The following is an 18,940-nucleotide window of genomic DNA, read 5'->3' on the forward strand; positions in this document are numbered from 1 at the left end:
AACATCCCACCCCTGGACAAGGAGCATCACATGGCACTGAAGATGATCAAGGCAATCGTCCGGGCCGACGCCGCGGACACCGTGGCCGACGGACTGGCCGAGGCGGGGTTCGCCTCCATGACCAAGATAGGCGCCTTCGGGCGCGGCAAGCAGAAGGGCATCACCGTGGGCACCATCCACTACGACGAACTGCCCCGCACCATCCTGCTGATGGTCGTCGAGGAGACGGACGTGGACGAGGTCCTCAAGCTCATCCACTGCAAGGCCTACACCGGCAATTTCGGCGACGGCAAGGTCTTCGTCACCCCGGTGGAGAACGCGGTCACGGTGCGCACGGGCACGAACGGTCTGTGAGGTGGCGGCCATGAAGGAAATCATCGCCATCATCCGGCCCCGGAAAATGGGCGCGACCAAGGAGGCCCTGGACGGGCTCGGCTTTCCGTGCATGACCGCGGTCCAGGTCCTGGGACGCGGCAAGCAGCGCGGCATCGCGGGCGAGCTCAACGTGGACATCCGCCCCGAGGAGCTGGCCAGGGGCAAGTACAAGGCCGTGTCCTACATCCCCAAGCGCATGCTCTCGGTCGTGGTCCCGGACGGCGAGGTCAACCCGGTGGTCAACGCCATCGTGGAGATCAACCGGACCGGCCAGGTGGGCGACGGCAGGGTCTTCGTCTGCCCCATCGACGAAGCCCTGCGCGTGCGGACCAACGAGCACGGCGAAAGCGCCATCCTGTAACCGCCAGGCCCCTAACGATTCAAGGAGACAACATCCATGCCCTACCATGAGTTCCAATGCAGCAAGTGCCTACCCGAACGCAAGCAGCACGCCGTCGTCAAGGGCGAGGGCGAGGACCTGACCTCCGCCCTGCCGCTCGGCTACCTGAACACCATTCCCGGGACCATCTCCGAGCGCGGCTGCGCCTACTGCGGCGCCAAGCACGTCATCGGCACGCCCATGAAGGACGTCATCCACTTGAGCCACGGGCCCATCGGGTGCACCTACGACACCTGGCAGACCAAGCGCTACATCAGCGACAACGACAACTTCCAGATCAAGTACACCTTCGCCACGGACATGAAGGAAAAGCACATCATCTTCGGGGCCGAGAAGCAGCTCAAGCAGTCCATCCTCGAGGCCTTCAAGGCGTGCCCGCACATCAAGCGCATGGCCATCTACCAGACCTGCGCCTCGGCGCTCATCGGCGACGACATCGAGGCCGTGGCCCAGGAGGTCATGGACGAGATGCCGGACGTGGACATCTTCGTCTGCAACTCGCCCGGCTTCGGCGGGCCCAGCCAGTCCGGCGGCCACCACAAGATCAACATCGCCTGGCTCAACCAGAAGGTCGGCACCGTGGAGCCGAAGATCAAGAGCGACTACGTCATCAACTACGTGGGCGAGTACAACATCCAGGGCGACCAGGAGATCATGATCGACTACTTCAACCGCATGGGCGTACAGGTGCTGGCCACCTTCACCGGCAACGGGTCCTACGACGACCTCTGCTCCATGCACGGCGCGCACCTGAACGTGCTCGAATGCGCCCGCTCGGCCGAGTACATCTGCAACGAACTGCGCAGGCGCTACGGTACGCCCCGCCTGGACATCGACGGCTTCGGGTTCGAGCCCCTGGGCACCTCCCTGAAGAAGATCGCCCTGTTCTTCGGCATCGAGGACCGCGCCCAGGCCATCATCGACGAGGAGACCACCCGCTGGAAGCCGGAGCTCGAATGGTACAAGGCCCGGCTGACGGACAAGAAGGTCTGCCTCTGGCCCGGCGGCTCCAAGCTGTGGCACTGGGCCCACGTCATCCACGACGAGATGGGCATGGACGTGGTCTCGGTCTACACCAAATTCGGCCACCAGGGGGACATGGAAAAGGGCATCGCCCGCTGCGAGCAGGGGGCCCTGGCCATCGACGATCCCAACGAGCTCGAAGGGGTCGAGGCCATGGAGAACCTCCAGCCGGACATCATCCTGACCGGCAAGCGGCCCGGCGAGGTGGCCAAGAAGATGCGCGTGCCCTACCTGAACGCCCACGGCTACCACAACGGCCCGTGGAAGGGCTGGGAAGGCTGGGTCCGGTTCGCCCGCGACATATACAACGCCATCTACTCGCCCATCCACAAGCTCTCCCTGCTCGACATCAGCAAGGACGAGATTCCCACGGACAAGGGGTTCGAGACCCAGCGCATGCTCTCGGACGCCGACCTGCCCGACGAGGTCAGAAACTCCCCGGACATGCGGGAGTACACGGGCAAGTACAACTGCCTCAAGGACCTGCGCAAGAAGACCTACCCGCCGTTCGAACACAACGTGCTGGCCGACGCCGTCTAGGAGGGACCCCCATGGCCGAATCCATGCAAGAAAAAATCGCCGAACTGGAAGACTACATCATGAAGAAATGCCTGTGGCAGTTCCACTCCCGCACCTGGGACCGGAAACGGCAGAACGAGAACATCCTGGGCATGACCAAGCACCTCCTGCTGGAGGAGCCCGTCAGCCGGGAGACCCCGGAGGAACGCTGCTACTGGGTGGACGCCGTGACCATGGCCGAGGCGTTCAAGACGCGCTGCCCCTGGCTCGCGGGCATGTCCAAGGAAGACATCGCCGTTCTCATGGACGGGCTGTACGCGCGGATCGACCACCTGACGGTCACCGGCTCGCTCAACCAGGAACTCAACGACCAGCACTATTAGGAAGGAAAGCATATGCCCTGCGAAGTTAAGGAAAAGGAACGCGTCGGCTGCATCAACCCGATCTTCACCTGCCAGCCGTGCGGCGCGCAGTTCGCCAGCATCGGCATCAAGGAGTGCATCGGCATCGTCCACGGCGGCCAGGGATGCGTCATGTTCGTGCGCATGCTCATCTCCCAGCACTTCAAGGAGAGCTTCGAAATCGCCTCGTCCTCGGTCCACGAGGACGGCGCGGTCTTCGGCGCGTGCTCCCGCGTGGAGGAGGCCGTGGACGTCCTGCTCATGCGCTACCCCGACGTCAAGGTGGTGCCGATCATCTCCACCTGCTCCACCGAGGTCATCGGCGACGACATCGACGGCGTGGTCACCAAGCTCAACGCCGGGCTGCTGCCCGAGAAATATCCCGGCCGGGAGGTCCACCTCATCCCCATCCACACCCCGAGCTTCGTGGGCAGCATGATCACGGGCTACGACGTGGCCGTGAAGGATTTCGTCGCCCACTTCGCCGAGAAGACCGAGCCCAGCGAAAAGATCAACCTGATCACCGGCTGGGTCAATCCGGGCGACGTGGCCCACCTCAAGCACCTGCTGGCCGAGATGGACGTAGACGCCACCGTGCTCTTCGAGATCGAGACCTTCGACTCCCCGCTCATGCCCTCGGGCAACCACGTGTCCCACGGCGAGACGACCATCGCGGACCTGCGCGGCACGGCCAACGCCCTGGGGACCATCGCCCTGAACCGCTACGAGGGGGCCAAGGCCGCGCAGTACCTGGAAGACGAGTTCAGCGTTCCGGCGGTCATCGGGCCCACGCCCATCGGCATCCGCAACACCGACACCTTCCTGAACAGCATCAAGGCCATGACCGGCAAGCCGATCCCCGAATCCCTGGTCCGGGAGCGCGGCATCGCCATCGACGCCCTGACCGACCTGGTGCACATGTTCCTGGCCGACAAGCGCGTGGCCATCTACGGCGCGCCCGACCTGGTCATCGGCCTGGCCGAGTTCTGCCTGGACCTGGAGATGCGGCCCAAGCTCCTGCTGCTCGGCGACGACAACGTCCGGTACGTGGACGACCCGCGCGTCATCGCCCTCAAGGAGAACGTGGACGACGACATGGAGATCGTGACCAACGCCGACCTCATGGAGCTCCAGGACCGCATCGTCAACCAGGGGCTGGAGCTGGACCTCATCCTGGGCCACTCCAAGGGACGGTTCGTGGCCATCGACAACAACATTCCCATGCTCAGGGTGGGCTTCCCGACCTACGACCGGGCGGGCATGTACCGCCACCCGGTGGTCGGCTACGCGGGAGCCACCTGGCTGGCCGAGCAGATGGCCAACACCCTGTTCACGGACATGGAATACAAGCACAACAAGGAATGGGTCCTCAACGTCTGGTAGCCCCCTGACACCTCCATGGGTCCTACCGACTTTGACCGCGGGACCGCCGAAGGTCTCTTGCTCTCGGCCTTGGGCGGTCCCGCAACTTCACAACCGCACAGGAGGATACCCCCATGCAACCGATCACGGTCCGGACCAAGGGGGCGGCCCCGCAGGACGCCCCGACCGCCCGCAGGATCATCCATTTCGCCTACGGGTCGAACATGAACCCGGAGCAGATCCACCAGCGCTGCACCGGCGCGGAGGTCCTGGGTCCGGCCCGGCTCCCCGGCCACGCCCTGGGCTTTTTCGGCAACAACCGGCTCTGGGACGGCGGCCTGGAGACCGTGGTCCCGGCGCCGGGGCACACCCTGTGGGGCGTGCTCTACGCGCTGGGTCACACGGACGCGGACAGCCTGGACGCCTGGCAGGGCGTCCGGCTCAACGGGACCGGGGAATACTTCCACAGCCCGGCCACGGTCTTCGATGAAAGGGGCGAGGGACGTTTCGCCGTCCTGTACAAGAAGGACCTGCTCGGCGAGCCGGTGCCGCCGAGCCGGGAATACCTGGGATTCATCCTCGACGGGGCGCGGGCGCGCGGGCTGCCCGAGTACTATCTCCGGGAGCTGGCCGCCCTGCCCCGGACCCCGGCCCGCTTCATCGTGCCCCGGTCCCCGGCCGAGGCGCGGGAGGGCACGCTCTCCACGTCCTGCCCCGACTGCGCGAGCCTGATCGACGAAAACGGAAGGCTGATAGAGGATATTTCCGGCCGCGCCTCCTAGCCGCCGGGTCCGCCGCACGCGGACCAGAGGACGCGGACAGGCGATGGCGAGACCCCGGCAGGCTCCGCCATCGCCTGTCACACATCCGGCGAGGAAAGCGCGCGAGGCAGTCTACACGGCCCGCTTAGACGGCCTGCTTGTCCACGGCCTGGCGGAAGGACTTGTAGTTCAGGTTGAAGCGCTTCATGCGCAGCCCCATGGTGCGCCGGGTCAGCCCCAGCGCCCCGGCGGCCTCGGTCATGTTGCCGCGATGCTGGCGCAGGGCCTCGACGATCATCTCGTACTCGATGGACTGCAGGCGCGCCTCCAGGCCGTTGGGCACGCCGCTGTCCGCGAGCTGGGGCGACTGGAGGGACAGGGGCAGGTCGTGGCTGTGGATGGTCTCGTCGTCGGCCAGGATCACGGCGCGGTGCAGGACGTTCTCCAGCTCGCGCACGTTGCCCGGCCAGTCGTGCCGGGTGAGCATGTTCAGGGCCGGGGTGGAGATGGAGGTGATCTTTTTTTCGGTCTCCACGGCGTAGCGGGCCACGAAGTGTTCGGCCAGGGTGACGATGTCGTTGCCCCGCTCGCGCAGGGGCGGGACCATGATCGGGAAGACGTTGAGCCGGTAATAGAGGTCCTGCCGGAAGGTCCCTTCGGCGACCATCTCGGCCAGGTCCCGGTTGGTGGCCGCGATGATCCGGATGGAAACCGTGATGGAGCTGTTGCCGCCGACCCGCTCGAACTGGCGGTCCTGGAGCACGCGCAGGAGCTTGGCCTGGGCCCCCAGGGAGAGCTCCCCGATCTCGTCCAGGAACACGGTCCCGCCGTCGGCCTCCTCGAACTTGCCCTTGCGGGACTGGGTCGCCCCGGTGAAGGCCCCCTTTTCGTGGCCGAACAGCTCGCTCTCCACCAGATTCTCGGGCATGGCCGCGCAGTTGAACTTGACCACCGGCCCCTCGGGCGTCGGCCCGCCGTAGTGCAGGGCGTCCGCGATCATCTCCTTGCCCACCCCGCTCTCGCCGAGGAGCAGGACCGTGGTCCGGGTCGGCGCGACCTTGCGGATCAGAGCGTAAACCTCGCGCATGGGGGCCGAGTTGCCGATGATGTTCGGCGGCTTGAACTGCTCCTTGATGCGGCTGATGAGCTGCCGGGTGCGGTTCTCCCACTGCACCTTGTCCACGTTCTCGATCAGGTACAGCTCGAGCGCGTGGGCCAGGATGTAGGACATGACCACAAGCACGTCGAGGTGCTTGTCCACGAACCATTTGTCCTCGTAGCGCCGCTCCGCGCTGATGGTGCCCAGCACCTTGCTGCCGCGCACGATGGGCACGCACATGAAGGAGCAGTCCAGGTCCTGCTTGCCGGACAACGATTCCGTGCGGTTGAGAAAGGTCGGCTCGTCGCCGATGCGGGAGACCACGATGGGCCGCGCGGTCTCGACCACCTTGCCGGTGATGCCTTCGCCCATGAGGTACACGCCCCGGTCCTCCTCGGCCGGGGTCAGGCCGATGCTCCGGTGCACGAAGATGCGCCCGCTCTCGCGGTCGTACAGGCTGACCATGCCGCGCCGGATGCCCATCTCGTTGCGCATGTAGGCCAGAAGGCAGTCCAGGGCTCCGCTGAAATCGTCGCGCTCCGAGAGCAGCTCGTTCATGCGCCGCAGCAGCGGCACGATCCGCCCCCGGCACGTCCCGGTAGAGCACTCCCCGGCCTTGCCGCTCTGCTTTTCCGCACAGGACATGCCCGTGCCGTCCTGCACCCCGGCGCGATGAGGGTTGGTCTCCACTCCGCCACGCAGCCTGTTCCCGACCGATGCCTGTCGCACGATGCCGCCTTCCCGTTTGATTTTGTCCCGGATGACCGCCCTTGCCCGCCCTCTTCCCAAAGAGCGAAATGGCCCGCAGAGCATATCCGAAACCTATGCATCGCAATGACCATGCCAATGCATCGGACCGGAACAATCCGGGGCACTGTCCAAGTCAATATACTGAATTAAAAGAGAAATATAAAAAACCAACAGGCACGGCCGACATCACGGCCAACCACAAAACGTACATTTTGGTACGTTCCGGCCGGTAGCCTACACCCTCCGCATACGATAAATGTAGCCTCGGACCCGACCTCGTGCCCGAAAGGAAGCCTCCGGCGGCCGGGGCGCTGCCCCGGACCCCGCTTAAGAACCTCTTGAAAGAGGTTCTTAGGGTCTGTCGACATTCATTTCAACCAAATCCAAATCGCTGCAACATGTAAGAATGACATGTAGGTAGAGGCGAGCTTGTCGTATCTCGTTGCTATTCGTCTAAATTGTTTTAATTTCGCAAACATACATTCAACCATGCTGCGCTGTTTATACAGATGGCGATCGTAGTCGCGAGGTTCTTTTCTAAGAGATCGTGAAGGGATTACGGGCTGGGCTGGCATCGCTAAAATGGTGTCTACAATCTGCTGGGAATCGTATCCTTTGTCAGCAAGAACATAGTCCGCAATTTGCCCGGAAAGCAACGGTATGGCTTGTGTACAATCTGAAATATTACCTGGTGTTAGAATGAATTTGGTTGGACAGCCGAGAGAGTCTGTGCTAGCATGAACCTTGCTGGAGAACCCACCGCTAGACCTCCCGATCTGCTGGCAGAGGTGCCCCCTTTCCGCCCGCCGAATGTTGGTGGGCTCGGACGATAGAGCTGTCGATCATGAGCCACTCTGTGTCGGCATCAACTGCGAGGGTGTTGAACACCATTTGCCAAAGGCCTTTCTTTGACCACCGGATGAACCTTTTGTGCACGGAAGACCATTTTCCGTAGGAAGCCGGAAGGTCTCGCCAAGGGGCGCCGGTTTTCCCTATCCATAAAACCGCATCAACGAACAGCCTGTTATCTTGAGCGGTTCTGCCACTATCGCTCTTCTTTCCTGGAAGAGAATCCTTGATCTTGTCCCACTGATCATCGCGTAAAGCATGACGTTTCTGTGCTGCTGCTTTCATGAAAAATGTTGTAGCACGGTCGCAGTCGAATGTCGACAGACCCTAAGAATCTCCAGAACTTTTTATGCCGCTTCGCGGGAGTCGTACGGACGCAACAGGCCGTGATTCTTCACATACCGCCCTACCGCCCCGCTCACTTTGAAGAGAAGGAGCACCCTTTCTCTCTACCCGCCCCACGCGCGCGTGCGCATACAAAAAGTTTAGGAAGGGAGAGGAGATGGGGGTCCGGGGGCAAAAAAAGGCGGGCCGCGTCAGCGGCCCACCTTTTTTTCAGAACGCCCCCACTCCGGGGTCAGTCGATTTCTCCGTATTCCTCGACCCGCCAGACTTCTCCCGCGTCTTCGCCCCACTCCTTCTTGGCCAGCCGGTGGCCGAGGTTGAAGGCCTTGGTGTTGACGGCCCGGATCTTGGGCGGGAGCACGGATTCCAGGCTCTTGCGCATGGTCGCCTGGTTGATGAACGGCAGGAGGCAGGAAAGCGCGCCCAGGACCACGGTGTTCATGGCCTGGGCGATGCCGATCTTGTCCTTGGCGAGCGCGGTAAACGGCAGGCCGAGGAACTGGTTGGTCGGCGGCTGCTTGACCAGATCGGACTCGATGACCAGGATGCCGCCCTTCTTGAGGTACGGGAAGTAGGCGTTGCACGCCTCCTGGGACAGGGCCACGAGCAGGTCCAGGGATTCGGCCTTGGGGTAGCTGATCCGCTTGGAGCTGATGACCAGGTCGCACTTGCTGGACCCGCCGCGCGCCTCGGGGCCGTAGCTCTGGGTCTGGGTGACGTTGTAGCCGTGGCCGAGCGCCAGCCCCTGACCCATAATTTTGCCGAGCGTGATGATGCCCTGGCCGCCGAGGCCGGAGAAACGGATTTCGAAACGATCGAGTTCCTGCTGCGCCTTCATCTACTTGCCCCCCTTTGCGGCCTGCCTGAGGAAGTTCTCCTGGCGGGCGTAGTACAGCTCCTCGTAGCCGGGCCTGCCGCGATCCACGAACACGCCGATGGGCATGCGGTCCGCGCGCTTGTCTTCGGGCAGCTCGTTGTAGCGCTCGACGGGGATGGCCGTGGACTTGAGCCACTTGTACATGTCCACCGGAGAGTTGTACTTGTTCTTGCGCCCAAACTGGGTGTGGCACGGGGTGATGGCCTCCACCAGGGAGAAACCGGGCCGCTCCAGGGCCTCCATCATGATCTTTTCCAGCCGGTTGACGTGGAAGACCGTGCCGCGCGCCACATAGTTGGCGCCCGCGCCCCGGGCCAGCTCCACGGTGTCGAAGCTGTGGTCCAGCTGGCCGTAGGGGTTGGTCATGGTGGTGGAGCCTTCGGGCGTGGCCGGAGAGCTTTGCCCACCGGTCATGCCGTAGATGTTGTTGTTCAGGATCATGGCCGTGACCCCGATGTTGCGCCGGGCGGCGTGGATTAGGTGGTTGCCGCCGATGGACAGCGCGTCGCCGTCACCCATGAGGGCGATGACGTGGAGTTTGGGGTTGGACATCTTGATACCCGTGGCGAAGCTGAGCGCCCGGCCGTGGGTGGTGTGCACGGTGTTGAAGTCCACGTACACGGCCAGCCGCCCGGAGCAGCCGATGCCCGCGACCACGACCACGTCGTCCTTGGGGATGCCCAGCGCGTGGATGGAGCGGATCAGGGTGCCGAGCACGATGCCGTGCCCGCAGCCCGCGCAGAGCACGTGCGGGAACTTCTTGTTGTGCCTCAGATATTGGTGGATGATTTCGTTTCCGGTGATGTTGCTCATGTGGCTACCCCTGCATGATGACCTTGAGGATTTCCGAGGGAGTGACGATCTGGCCGTCCACGCGGTTGATGGTCCTGACCGCGGCGTGGCCCATGTTGACGCGCTTCACCTCGCGGGACATCTGCCCCATGTTCATTTCCGGGACCACCAGGGTCCTGGCGTGGGCCAGGATCTTTTCCGTCTGCCTGCGGGGGTACGGGAACAGGGTCATGAGCTTGAGCAGCCCGGCCTTGACGCCGTTGCTGCGGGCCTGCTGCACGGCCAGCTCGGCCGAGCGGGCCACAGAGCCGTAGGCGATGACGCAGACGTCGCAGTCTTCGGTCATGATCTCCTCGACAAGCTGGATGTCGTAGAAGAACTGGTCGATCTTGCGGTGGATGCGGTCCATGAGCTCGACCACTTCCTCGGGCCGCTGGGTTGGGAACCCGTTGCGGTCGTGGGTCAGGCCGGTGACGTGGAAACGGTAGCCCGAGCCGATGGGCGGCATGGGCGGCACGCCGCGCACGGTCTCCTCGTAGGGCTTGTACCACTCGGGCGGCATGCTGGGCACGGTGCGCGAAAAGACCTCGTACTCGCCCTCGTTGGGCAGCTCGATCTTCTCGCGGGTGTGGGAGGTGACCTCGTCCAGGAGCAGGATGACCGGGGTGCGGTATTTCTCGGCCATGTTGAAGGCCGTGATGGTCATATCCAGGCACTCCTGCACGTTGGAGGCGGACAGGACGATGATCGGGTGGTCGCCGTGGGTGCCCCAGCGGGCCTGCTGCACGTCGCCCTGGGCCGGGCTGGTGGGCAGGCCGGTGGACGGCCCCCCGCGCATGACATTGACCAGGACCATGGGAGTCTCGGCCATGACGGCGTAGCCCAGGTTCTCCTGCATCAGCGAGAAGCCGGGACCGGAGGTGGCGGTCATGGCCTTGCGGCCGGACAGGGACGCGCCGATGACCGCGCCCATGCTGGCGATCTCGTCTTCCATCTGCATGAACACGCCGTTTTCCATCTTGGGCAGACGGGCGGCCATGATCTCCATGATCTCCGAGGACGGGGTGATGGGATACCCGCCGAAAAAGGTGCATCCGGCCAACAGCGCGCCCTCGACGACGGCCTCGTTGCCGAGCGCGAAAATCTCGGTGCGTTTCTTTGGTCTGGGCATGTCTCTCAAGCCCCCTTCCCGGCCGTTTTCTTCTTGGGCGGCGCTGTTTCGGCGTCCTTTTCGGACAGCCCGTTTTCCATGGGTTCCTTGTCGCTGACCACGATGGCGAAATCCGGACAATGCAGTTCGCAGAACCCGCACCGGATACAGTCTTCCTCGCGCTCGACCACGGCCTTGCCTTCCAGGCTCAGGCCCAGGACCTTGCCCGGACAGAACTCGACGCAAATGCCGCAGCCTTTGCACCAGTCCGGGTAGATGGTCACCTTGTTCTTGCCTTTGTTCTTACGGGACATGGCTCCTTCCAGGGCTGCTAAAATTCCTCAGGCTCGGCCCGAGTGAAATGGAAAAATTCTCCCAGGGCACCTCTTCCTAATGGTACCCAGCTGATTTTCTAACAGGAAATTCCGTCGTGTCCAATGATTTCAAAAAATTGATTTTCACCTCGCAAAAATCGATGGCGAAAAAACGCGAAATGCGCCCGAAGGATTTCCCTTCGGGCGCATTTTTCAACCGGATAAAATCGAAAATCAGGCGGCGAGCACGGCCAGGGCGTTGATCACCGAGGCGGCCAGGGCGCTGCCGCCCTTGCGCCCTTCCACGGAAATGTACGGGATGTCCCGGCTCATGAGCAGCGCCTTGGACTCGGCCGCATTCACGAATCCGACGGGCATGCCGACCACAAGCGCAGGGTTCGCCGCACCGTTATCCACGTGTTCCACCAGCCGGATGAGCGCGGTGGGCGCGTTGCCGACCACCCAAATATCCGGCTTGAGCTCGGCCACGGCCACGTCCACGGCCGCCTTGGCGCGGGTTATTCCCTCGTCTCTGGCGCGGTCGATGACGCGCGGGTCGTTCATCAGGCAGTGCACGGCGCAATGCAGCGGATCGAGCCTGCGCACGGGCATGCCGCGCTTGGCCATCTCGGTGTCGGTGACGATCACGGCCCCGTTTTTCAAGGCGTTCAGGCCGTTTTCCACGGCCTTTTCATGGAACCGGACCAGCGTCAGCATCTCGAAATCCGCCGTGGTGTGGATCATGCGGCGGACGACGGCCCACTGCGCGCCCTGGAACGGGCGGGGTTCGGGCACTTCGGAATCGATGATCCGGAAGGATTCGGCCTCGATATCCTCGGGTCTCTGGAAGTTCTGGAAGGTAATGTCGGTCAAGGCGGTTCACTCCCGGTACACGTTTTCAGCGTTTTCTCATTCGTTTCTTACGCAAAATCGAAACGGTCCGGAACGGTTTTCACTCGTTTCCCGGACCGTTTCGGCTTGATGCAATCGATGTTCGCGGGACTACCCCGCTCCCGTTCCCTAGCGGTCCCGGGCCTGGTAGCGCGACAACTGGGCCTCCAGGCGGCGGCTGTAGGAGGTCAGGATGTAGCAGATCATGAAGTACAGACAGGCGATGGTGATCCAGATCTCGAAGGAGGCGACCATCTCGCGGTTGTCCACCTGGATGCCGGTGCGGGTCAGTTCGATAACGCCGAGGATGGCGGCCAGGGAGGTGTCCTTGGTCAGGGAGACGAACTGGTTGACGAAGGACGGGATCATGTTGCGCAGGGCCTGGGGCAGGATGACCAGCTTCATGGCCTGCGCGTGGGACAGCCCGGTGGACCGGGCGGCCTCCATCTGGCCCCTGGGCAGCGCCTTGACGCCCGCGCGGACGATCTCGCCCACGTACGCCCCGGTGAAGACCATGAAACAGAACATGGTCGTGGTGAAGGCGGGCATGGTCTCGCCGGTGATGACCGGGGCCAGGTAGTAGAACCAGAAAATGAGCAGGAGCAGCGGCATGCCGCGGATCACTTCGATGTAGCAGACCGCCGGGATCTTGACCCACCACCGCTTGGACATGCGCATCAGCCCTGCGGCCATGCCGATCCAGAAGGCGCCGAAGATGCCGAAGAAGGCCAGGATGACGCTGGCCACCAGCCCTTCCGGGGTGTGGATGAAGGGGAAATGCCAGTCGAGGGTCGTTGTCCCGTAGAGAAAATAATCCAGGTTGTCGAGCGCGATATTCCAATGCATGACAAGCCCTCCCTAATACATGACCTGAATCATGAAGTGCTTGTTGTACATGGTGATGCAGAACGAAACGACCAGGGAGATCGCCAGGTAGATCAACAGCGCAACGGTGAAGGCCTCGAACGGCATGGCGTGGTAGGACTCGATCTGGGTGGCCTGGTACATGAGGTCGGTGACTCCCAGGACCATGACCAGGGACGAGTTCTTGATCAGGTTCAGGGCCTGGGAAATGAGCGGCGGAATGACGATGCGCAGGGCCTGGGGCAGGATGACGTAGCGGTACCCCTGCAGGAAGGAGAGGCCCACGGCGCGGGACGCCTCGAGCTGGTTCTTGGGGATGGAGAAGATGCCCGCCCGGATCTCCTCGGCGATAAAGGCCGAGGTGTACACGGTCAGGGCGATGATGCCCATGAACAATTCGACGTTGAAAAGCATCCATTCCCCGGCGAAATGGTGGCCGAACAGGGTGAACGGGCCGGGGAACCAGTAATAGAGGTCGTTCATCCAGTCGTTGATGACCTTGGGGATGACGAAGGACGACGCGTTGTACCAGAAGAAAATCTGCACCAGCAGCGGCGTGTTGCGGAAAAATTCGGTGAAGGCGAGGCTGAACCACTTGAAGGGCTTGAACGGCGTCATGCGCATGACGCAGATGATAACGCCGAGAATCATGGCGCAGATCAGGGAGATCGTCGAGATCTGCATGGTGGTGCAGAACCCTTCCCACATCCACTGGGCGGGTTCGCCCGTGAACATCCTGGCCCAATGAAAAGTATAATCCAAAATACGATCCGTAGGTTGAAGTTGCGGCAAAAACCGGGAGCGCCGTAGGCGCTCCCGGTGAATCGGGCTAAATCAGCCTTACATGGGCCAGAGTTCCATCTCCCAGCCGGCGGGCAGGTCGTACCCCATCCACTTCTTGAAGAGCTTCTGGTAGGTGCCGTCGAGCCACATCTCGTTCAGGCTCTTGTTGACGAAGTCGCGGAACGCGGAATCGTTCTGCGGGACGCCGAGGCCGTAGGGCTCGGAGGAGAAGAAGGCGCCGACGATCTCCCACTTTTCGGGATGGTCGTCACCGGCCTTGAGACCGGCCAGGATGCCGGAGTCGGTGGTCACAGCCTTGACCTTGCCCTGCTTCAACGCCATGAAGGCCTGCGGGTACTCGTCATAGGAGATGACCTGGGCCTTGGGCTGGGCGGCCTTGATGTTCTTCTCGGAAGTGGAGCCCTTCACGGTGCCGACCTTCTTGTTGGCCAGATCGTCGGTGGACTTGATGCCGGAGCCCTTTTCGACCAGCAGCTTCTGGCCGTCCATGAAATAGGTGATGGAGAAGTCGATCTGCTCGTCACGGGAGAACTTGTGGGTCATGGTGGCGGCCAGCAGATCCACGGAACCCTGGGCCAGCATGGGGATGCGGTTCTTGGAGGTGACGACCTTGAACTCGGGCTTCACGCCGAGCTTGTCGGCGATGTACTTGCAGATGTCCACGTCGAAACCGACCAGTTCCTTGGTGTTGGGATCGACGAAGCCGAACAGGTTGACGGAGTCCTTGACGCCGCAAACCAGCACGCCCTTGGCCTTGATGTCCTCGATTTTTCCCGCGAAGGCGGCGTTGGCCGCGAACGCAAAGGACAGGACCAGTGCCAGAATAAGTACCAAACGTTTCATGAATCCTCCTCTCTCTAGAGATTCCAGTGTTATGCCGATTAAAGAATTTCCTTCAGGAAGTTCTTTGCGCGCTCGTGTTGGGGATTGCGGAAGAATTCGTCCGGTGCGGCCTGCTCGACCACCACGCCGCCGTCCATGAACAGGACCCGGTCGGCCACTTCGCGAGCGAAGCCCATCTCGTGGGTCACGCAGAGCATGGTCATGCCCTCCCGCGCCAGGTCCTTCATGACGTTGAGGACCTCGTTGATCATCTCCGGGTCAAGGGCCGAGGTGGGCTCGTCGAAGAGCATGACCTTGGGCTTCATGGCCAGGGAGCGGGCGATGGCCACGCGCTGCTGCTGGCCGCCGGAGAGCTCGGCCGGATACTTGTGGGCCTGGTCGTGGATGCCCACCCGTTCGAGCAGGGAAAGAGCGATCTCCTCGGCCTGGTCCTTGGGCATGTTCTTGACCTTGGTGGGGGCCAGGGTGACGTTGCGCAGCACGGACAGGTGGGGATAGAGATTGAACTGCTGGAATACGATGCCGATCTCGGCCCGCAGATCGTTGATATTGACGTCCTTGTCCAGGATGTTCTTCCCGTCGAACAGGATCTGCCCCTTCTGGTATTCCTCGAGCCTGTTGATACAGCGAATGAAGGTGGACTTGCCGGACCCGGACGGGCCGCAGATGACCAGCACCTCGCCCTTGTTCACGGATTCGGTGATCCCCTGCAGAACGTGAAAATCGCCATACCATTTGTGCAGTTTCTGCACTTCAATCATTGCCATTTGCAGCTGTCTCCGGACCTGAATGTGATAAGAAAAATAAGAGCCCCCTCCAATCCGCCACGTGCCAAGACAGACCGACGGAGCCTCAGTCACAGACAAAAAATATTGTCTGAAATTGAAATAAAGTCAAGGCGTCCGGGGAAAAATACAACTTTGTCAACACCCGCTTCGAGACGATTTCGTGTCGGATTTCTGGGCCTGATCCGCTGCGGGAGGAACCGTTTCCATCCCCTGCCCCGGGGAATTCCGATCACGCCGGATTCCGGCCGGACAGCTCGGACACCGACCGCCGGGCTGTGCGTGGCGGCTATTCCAGCCCGGCTTCGCGGTAGTAACGCGCGGCCCCCTGGTGGATGGGCGCGGACAATCCCTGGAGCATGCCCATTTTTGTCAATCCGGCAAAGGCGGGCTGCTGCGCCTTGAAGGCCTCGAGGTTCTCGAAGACCTCCCGGGTCACGGCGTAGACGATGGACGCCGGAACGTCGCTCGACGTGACCAGCGTGGCCTTGACCCCGAAGCTCTCCACGGCCGTGCCCGCGTCGGCCGCACCGGGGTAATAGTGCATGTTGATGCTCGACGGCACATAATAGGGATGCAGGACGAACAGGGTGTCCACCCCGACGATGGGCACGATGCGCACCTTGCGCTTGCCTCGGGCGATCTTCAGGATGGCCGCCGAGGGATGGCCCACGGTGTAGAAGAAGGCGTCCAGGGTGCCCGCCTCGAGCATCTCGATGGCCTCCGTGGCCTTGACCTCCACGGCCTGGATGTCGCCGAGGTCCAGTCCTGCGGCGTTCAGGGCGTCCAGGGAATTCTGGTGCTGGCCCGAACCGGGGTTGCCGATGTTGACCCGCCTGTCCTTGAGGTCGCGGATGTCCCGGATGCCGGTGTCCTCTCCGGCCACCAGGGTTACGGTCTCGGGATGCAGCGAGAACACGGCGCGCAGCTTCTTCTGCGGGCCCCGCTCCTGCCACTCGGCGATGCCGTGCACAGCCTGGAACTGGCGGTCGGCCTGGGCGATGCCGAACTGGAGGTCGCCCGCGATGACCGCGTTGATGTTGAACACGGACCCGCCCGTGGCCTCCACCGTGGCCCGGATGTTGTACTTGTCGCGCTTGAGGTTGACCATGTTGGCGATAGCCCCGCCCGCGGGATAATAGACCCCGGAGATGCCCCCGGTGCCGATGGTCACGAAGGTCGGCTCCCCGGCCTTGTAGGCGTCGGCCGGAGCCTCCGCCGAGGCCGTTTCCCGCCCCGCCGCCCCGCCGCCCGATTCCGCCCGCTCCTCTTTCGGCGCGTCCCCGCAGGCGGACAGCAAAAGGGCCGAAGCCAACAGCACTGCAACCGCCACGATCGTCCTGACACTCGCCGTCATGGTCCCTCTCCTCCGCTGAAAGGTGTGCCGCCCCGTTCCCGCCCTCCGGTCAAGGGCAGTCTATTGCACAATGAATACGCCCTTTTCGACCATCAGGCAAACCGGGTATAAATCCTCATCAGGCACTCCGCCCCCGTCCGGGAACGGCCCGCCGCGCCTGGACAACCGGAATTCCGCCCTTCGCGCCGCGAAAAAAAAAAAGACGGGGACTCAGTGCCCTTGCACGGGAGGGGAAGGCGAGGCCGGAAGCCGTTCCGCCCTTGCCCCAAAAAAAAGACCGCTCCGGGGAGCGGTCTCTTGTTGGTGATGGGGAGACGGACCTAGTTCAGCTCGCGTTCCTGCGGGAACAGCGGCAGATAGCGGTACACCAGGGTCAGGACCAGGAAGCCGTAGGCCACGATCATGATCGAGGAGGCGTACTCCACCCAGTTGGGGGCGTAAACCTGCCAGGAGTCGAACGGCATGGCCGGGAAGGCGATGGTCTGGACGGTGAAGATGTACCGGTTCAGGGACACGCCCGCGCAGTCCAGGATGGCCGCGGTGTACAGCAGGGCCGGACGGTTGCGGATGGACGGGGTGATCAGCATGATGGCCGGAACCACGCCGCACAGGACGATCTCCGTGTAGAGCAGCCACTTGCCGTAGACCAGGCCGTAGAACATCTCGTCGAAGGTCAGGCCCACGGAGGGCAGGTAGCCGGTGGCCCACGCCCAGGTGTCCAGGATCTTGAAGAACATGTAGACGGTCAGCATGGTGCCGGCGATCTTGCCCATGAGGGCCTTGGTCTTGTAGTCCACGAGTTTCTTGCCGGTCAGCTTCTCCATGAAGGTGGCGACCAGGACGGTGAAGACCGGCCCGGAACCCACGGCGGAGAGGACGAACAGGAAGAAGGTCCACGGCCAGATGAAGAAGCCCTCGCGGAAGGCAAAGGGACGGCCGATCAGGACGCCGTACATGCCGCCCAGGGAACCCTGGTGGAAGGTGGACAGGAACGCGCCGATACCGGCGAACAGCGCCATGTTCACATGCATGTTGTGGGCCAGAGCGTGGATGAAGGGAATTTTGTTCAGCTGCTTCTGCTCCAGGACCAGCGGGATGAACTCGATGATCAGGACGGTGCAGTAGCAGGTGATGCAGAAGATGACTTCGGTCAGCATGGAGTGGACGTTCGGATGCCAGTACCCGAACCATGCGCGGCCGGGCTGCCCGATGTCGAGCGTCAGGACCAGCATGGCCCCGGAGTAGCAGATGAAGCCCACGACGACGGTCAGGTTGATGATCTTCTCAAGCTGTTTGATCTTGAGGATGTACTTGAGCAGGCCGGTGAAGAACGCGCCGGCGCCCAAGGCGATCACGGCCAGGTCGAAGGTGATCCAGGCACCGAACCCGAAGTAGTTGTCCAGGCCGGTGGTGCCGATTCCATTGTAGAGGACGAGCACGGCGGCATAGAGGCCCCACAGGAAGAAGGCCAGAATGACGGCTGTCCAAATCAGGAACTTGCCGAAAGAGCAGCGCTGCGCCCCTTCCGGGAAGAGTTTGCTATCCATTGTTCAGCCTCCTAGTGGTGTCCGCCGGCTTCGGCGTTGTAGTTGTCGCCCTGCTTGCGGACCCATTCGCGCTCGGACATGTAGTAGACCTGCGGGTGCAGACCCAGCTTCTCGAGCAGACGGAACGCGTGCGGGCTCTTGGACAGCTCATGCACCTTGTGCTCCGGGTTGTTCAGGTCGCCGAAGGTGATCGCCTTGGTCGGGCAGATGTCTGCACAGGCCGTGGTGTACGCGCCCTCGGGCAGGTTCATCGGATCCTCGCCGTCCAGGCGGGCCTTGTCTTTGGCCTGCAGGTAGCGGGAGTGGCAGAAGCTGCACTTCTCGACCACGCCGCGCGGACGCACGGAGGTGGACGGGCTCAAGCCCTTGTCCATGCCTTCCGGCCAGAGGGGATCCCACCAGTTGAAGTACCGGGCATGGTAGGGGCAGGCGGCCATGCAGTATCTACATCCGATGCAACGGGGGTAGATCTGGGAGACGATGCCGCCCTCCTCGTTCTTGTCCGTGGCCACGACCGGGCAGACGGGCACGCAGGCCGGGCTGCCGCACTGCATGCAGGGACGCGGCAGGTAGGCGGTCTCGTGTTCCGGAAACGCCTTGCCGTTGGACAGTTCGTAGACGTTCATCCACGTCAGGGTCCTGAGCTTGTTGGACGCGTCGTCGCGCGGCTTGGTCAGGGCCTGAACATAGTTATAGGGGTCGCTCTTGGTCATGGGAGCGATATTGTTCTCCACCTGGCAGCCGACCATGCAGGCCCCGCAGCCGGTGCATTTGTCAATATCAATGACCATGCCCCATCTGATTTTGAATTCTTTCGTTTGCATTGACGGTT

20 protein-coding genes are annotated in these 18,940 nt (G+C 62.6%); 6 read left to right on the top strand and 14 right to left on the bottom strand.

Features of this window, described 5'->3' with window-relative positions:
* The first annotated feature begins 30 nt into the window (after window positions 1-30).
* The 6 genes from AB6M95_RS01010 to AB6M95_RS01035 all read left to right on the top strand — a co-directional run bounded on the left by AB6M95_RS01010 (window position 31) and on the right by AB6M95_RS01035 (window position 4,862).
* Entirely contained in the window at window positions 31-354 is a 324-nt protein-coding gene (locus AB6M95_RS01010) for a P-II family nitrogen regulator (protein ID WP_371384866.1), read from the top strand.
* A gap of 10 nt (window positions 355-364) precedes the next feature.
* Window positions 365-736 (top strand): P-II family nitrogen regulator, encoded by a 372-nt coding sequence (locus AB6M95_RS01015; RefSeq protein WP_371384867.1) that lies wholly within the window; start codon window positions 365-367, stop codon window positions 734-736.
* A gap of 36 nt (window positions 737-772) precedes the next feature.
* Window positions 773-2,338 carry a nitrogenase iron-iron protein, alpha chain gene (anfD, locus tag AB6M95_RS01020; RefSeq protein WP_371384868.1) on the top strand — a complete coding sequence of 522 codons (1,566 nt, stop codon included), beginning with the start codon at window positions 773-775 and terminating at the stop codon, window positions 2,336-2,338.
* A gap of 11 nt (window positions 2,339-2,349) precedes the next feature.
* Window positions 2,350-2,700, top strand: a complete 351-nt coding sequence (anfG, locus tag AB6M95_RS01025) for a Fe-only nitrogenase subunit delta (protein WP_371384869.1) — start codon at window positions 2,350-2,352, stop codon at window positions 2,698-2,700.
* Window positions 2,701-2,712: 12 nt separating this feature from the next.
* A complete protein-coding gene (anfK, locus tag AB6M95_RS01030) occupies window positions 2,713-4,101 on the top strand; it encodes a Fe-only nitrogenase subunit beta (protein WP_371384870.1) in 1,389 nt (462 codons plus the stop codon).
* Window positions 4,102-4,214: 113 nt separating this feature from the next.
* Window positions 4,215-4,862: a gamma-glutamylcyclotransferase family protein gene (locus AB6M95_RS01035; protein ID WP_371384871.1), complete on the top strand. Its 648-nt coding sequence runs from the start codon at window positions 4,215-4,217 to the stop codon at window positions 4,860-4,862.
* Between the two features lie 124 nt (window positions 4,863-4,986).
* On the opposite strand, the gene AB6M95_RS01040 is transcribed toward AB6M95_RS01035, so the two are convergent.
* From AB6M95_RS01040 to qrcC, 14 genes are all read right to left on the bottom strand, one after another.
* Window positions 4,987-6,585: a sigma-54-dependent Fis family transcriptional regulator gene (locus AB6M95_RS01040; protein WP_371384872.1), complete on the bottom strand. Its 1,599-nt coding sequence runs from the start codon at window positions 6,583-6,585 to the stop codon at window positions 4,987-4,989.
* 473 nt (window positions 6,586-7,058) lie between these two features.
* Window positions 7,059-7,824, bottom strand: a protein-coding gene (locus AB6M95_RS01045) for an IS5 family transposase (protein WP_371384873.1) whose coding sequence is annotated in 2 segments (ribosomal slippage) — window positions 7,059-7,473 and window positions 7,472-7,824 — 768 coding nt in all. Because the reading frame shifts where the segments join, the coding sequence is not laid out codon by codon here.
* Between the two features lie 292 nt (window positions 7,825-8,116).
* Window positions 8,117-8,722: a 2-oxoacid:acceptor oxidoreductase family protein gene (locus AB6M95_RS01050; protein WP_371384874.1), complete on the bottom strand. Its 606-nt coding sequence runs from the start codon at window positions 8,720-8,722 to the stop codon at window positions 8,117-8,119.
* Window positions 8,723-9,574, bottom strand: a complete 852-nt coding sequence (locus AB6M95_RS01055) for a 2-oxoacid:ferredoxin oxidoreductase subunit beta (protein ID WP_371384875.1) — start codon at window positions 9,572-9,574, stop codon at window positions 8,723-8,725.
* A 4-nt stretch (window positions 9,575-9,578) separates the two neighbouring features.
* Window positions 9,579-10,724 (bottom strand): 2-oxoacid:acceptor oxidoreductase subunit alpha, encoded by a 1,146-nt coding sequence (locus AB6M95_RS01060; protein ID WP_371384876.1) that lies wholly within the window; start codon window positions 10,722-10,724, stop codon window positions 9,579-9,581.
* Between the two features lie 5 nt (window positions 10,725-10,729).
* Window positions 10,730-11,017 carry a 4Fe-4S dicluster domain-containing protein gene (locus tag AB6M95_RS01065; protein ID WP_338666528.1) on the bottom strand — a complete coding sequence of 96 codons (288 nt, stop codon included), beginning with the start codon at window positions 11,015-11,017 and terminating at the stop codon, window positions 10,730-10,732.
* A 234-nt stretch (window positions 11,018-11,251) separates the two neighbouring features.
* The gene (locus AB6M95_RS01070) at window positions 11,252-11,890 is read right to left on the bottom strand and encodes a precorrin-8X methylmutase (protein WP_371384877.1); all 639 of its coding nucleotides are present in this window, start codon (window positions 11,888-11,890) and stop codon (window positions 11,252-11,254) included.
* 147 nt (window positions 11,891-12,037) lie between these two features.
* Window positions 12,038-12,754: an amino acid ABC transporter permease gene (locus AB6M95_RS01075; RefSeq protein ID WP_371384878.1), complete on the bottom strand. Its 717-nt coding sequence runs from the start codon at window positions 12,752-12,754 to the stop codon at window positions 12,038-12,040.
* Window positions 12,755-12,766: 12 nt separating this feature from the next.
* Window positions 12,767-13,534, bottom strand: a complete 768-nt coding sequence (locus AB6M95_RS01080; RefSeq protein ID WP_371384879.1) for an amino acid ABC transporter permease — start codon at window positions 13,532-13,534, stop codon at window positions 12,767-12,769.
* A gap of 78 nt (window positions 13,535-13,612) precedes the next feature.
* Window positions 13,613-14,419 carry an ABC transporter substrate-binding protein gene (locus AB6M95_RS01085; protein WP_371384880.1) on the bottom strand — a complete coding sequence of 269 codons (807 nt, stop codon included), beginning with the start codon at window positions 14,417-14,419 and terminating at the stop codon, window positions 13,613-13,615.
* Between the two features lie 38 nt (window positions 14,420-14,457).
* A complete protein-coding gene (locus AB6M95_RS01090; protein ID WP_071546915.1) occupies window positions 14,458-15,186 on the bottom strand; it encodes an amino acid ABC transporter ATP-binding protein in 729 nt (242 codons plus the stop codon).
* Window positions 15,187-15,493: 307 nt separating this feature from the next.
* Window positions 15,494-16,561, bottom strand: a complete 1,068-nt coding sequence (locus AB6M95_RS01095) for a TAXI family TRAP transporter solute-binding subunit (RefSeq protein WP_371384881.1) — start codon at window positions 16,559-16,561, stop codon at window positions 15,494-15,496.
* Between the two features lie 320 nt (window positions 16,562-16,881).
* Window positions 16,882-18,108 (bottom strand): menaquinone reductase integral membrane subunit QrcD, encoded by a 1,227-nt coding sequence (qrcD, locus tag AB6M95_RS01100; RefSeq protein WP_371384882.1) that lies wholly within the window; start codon window positions 18,106-18,108, stop codon window positions 16,882-16,884.
* 11 nt (window positions 18,109-18,119) lie between these two features.
* Window positions 18,120-18,932: a menaquinone reductase iron-sulfur cluster-binding subunit QrcC gene (gene qrcC, locus AB6M95_RS01105; protein ID WP_371384883.1), complete on the bottom strand. Its 813-nt coding sequence runs from the start codon at window positions 18,930-18,932 to the stop codon at window positions 18,120-18,122.
* Window positions 18,933-18,940 lie beyond the last annotated feature (8 nt).

This window comes from Pseudodesulfovibrio karagichevae (assembly GCF_041414475.1).
GTDB classification, from domain to species: Bacteria; Desulfobacterota; Desulfovibrionia; order Desulfovibrionales; family Desulfovibrionaceae; genus Pseudodesulfovibrio; species Pseudodesulfovibrio karagichevae.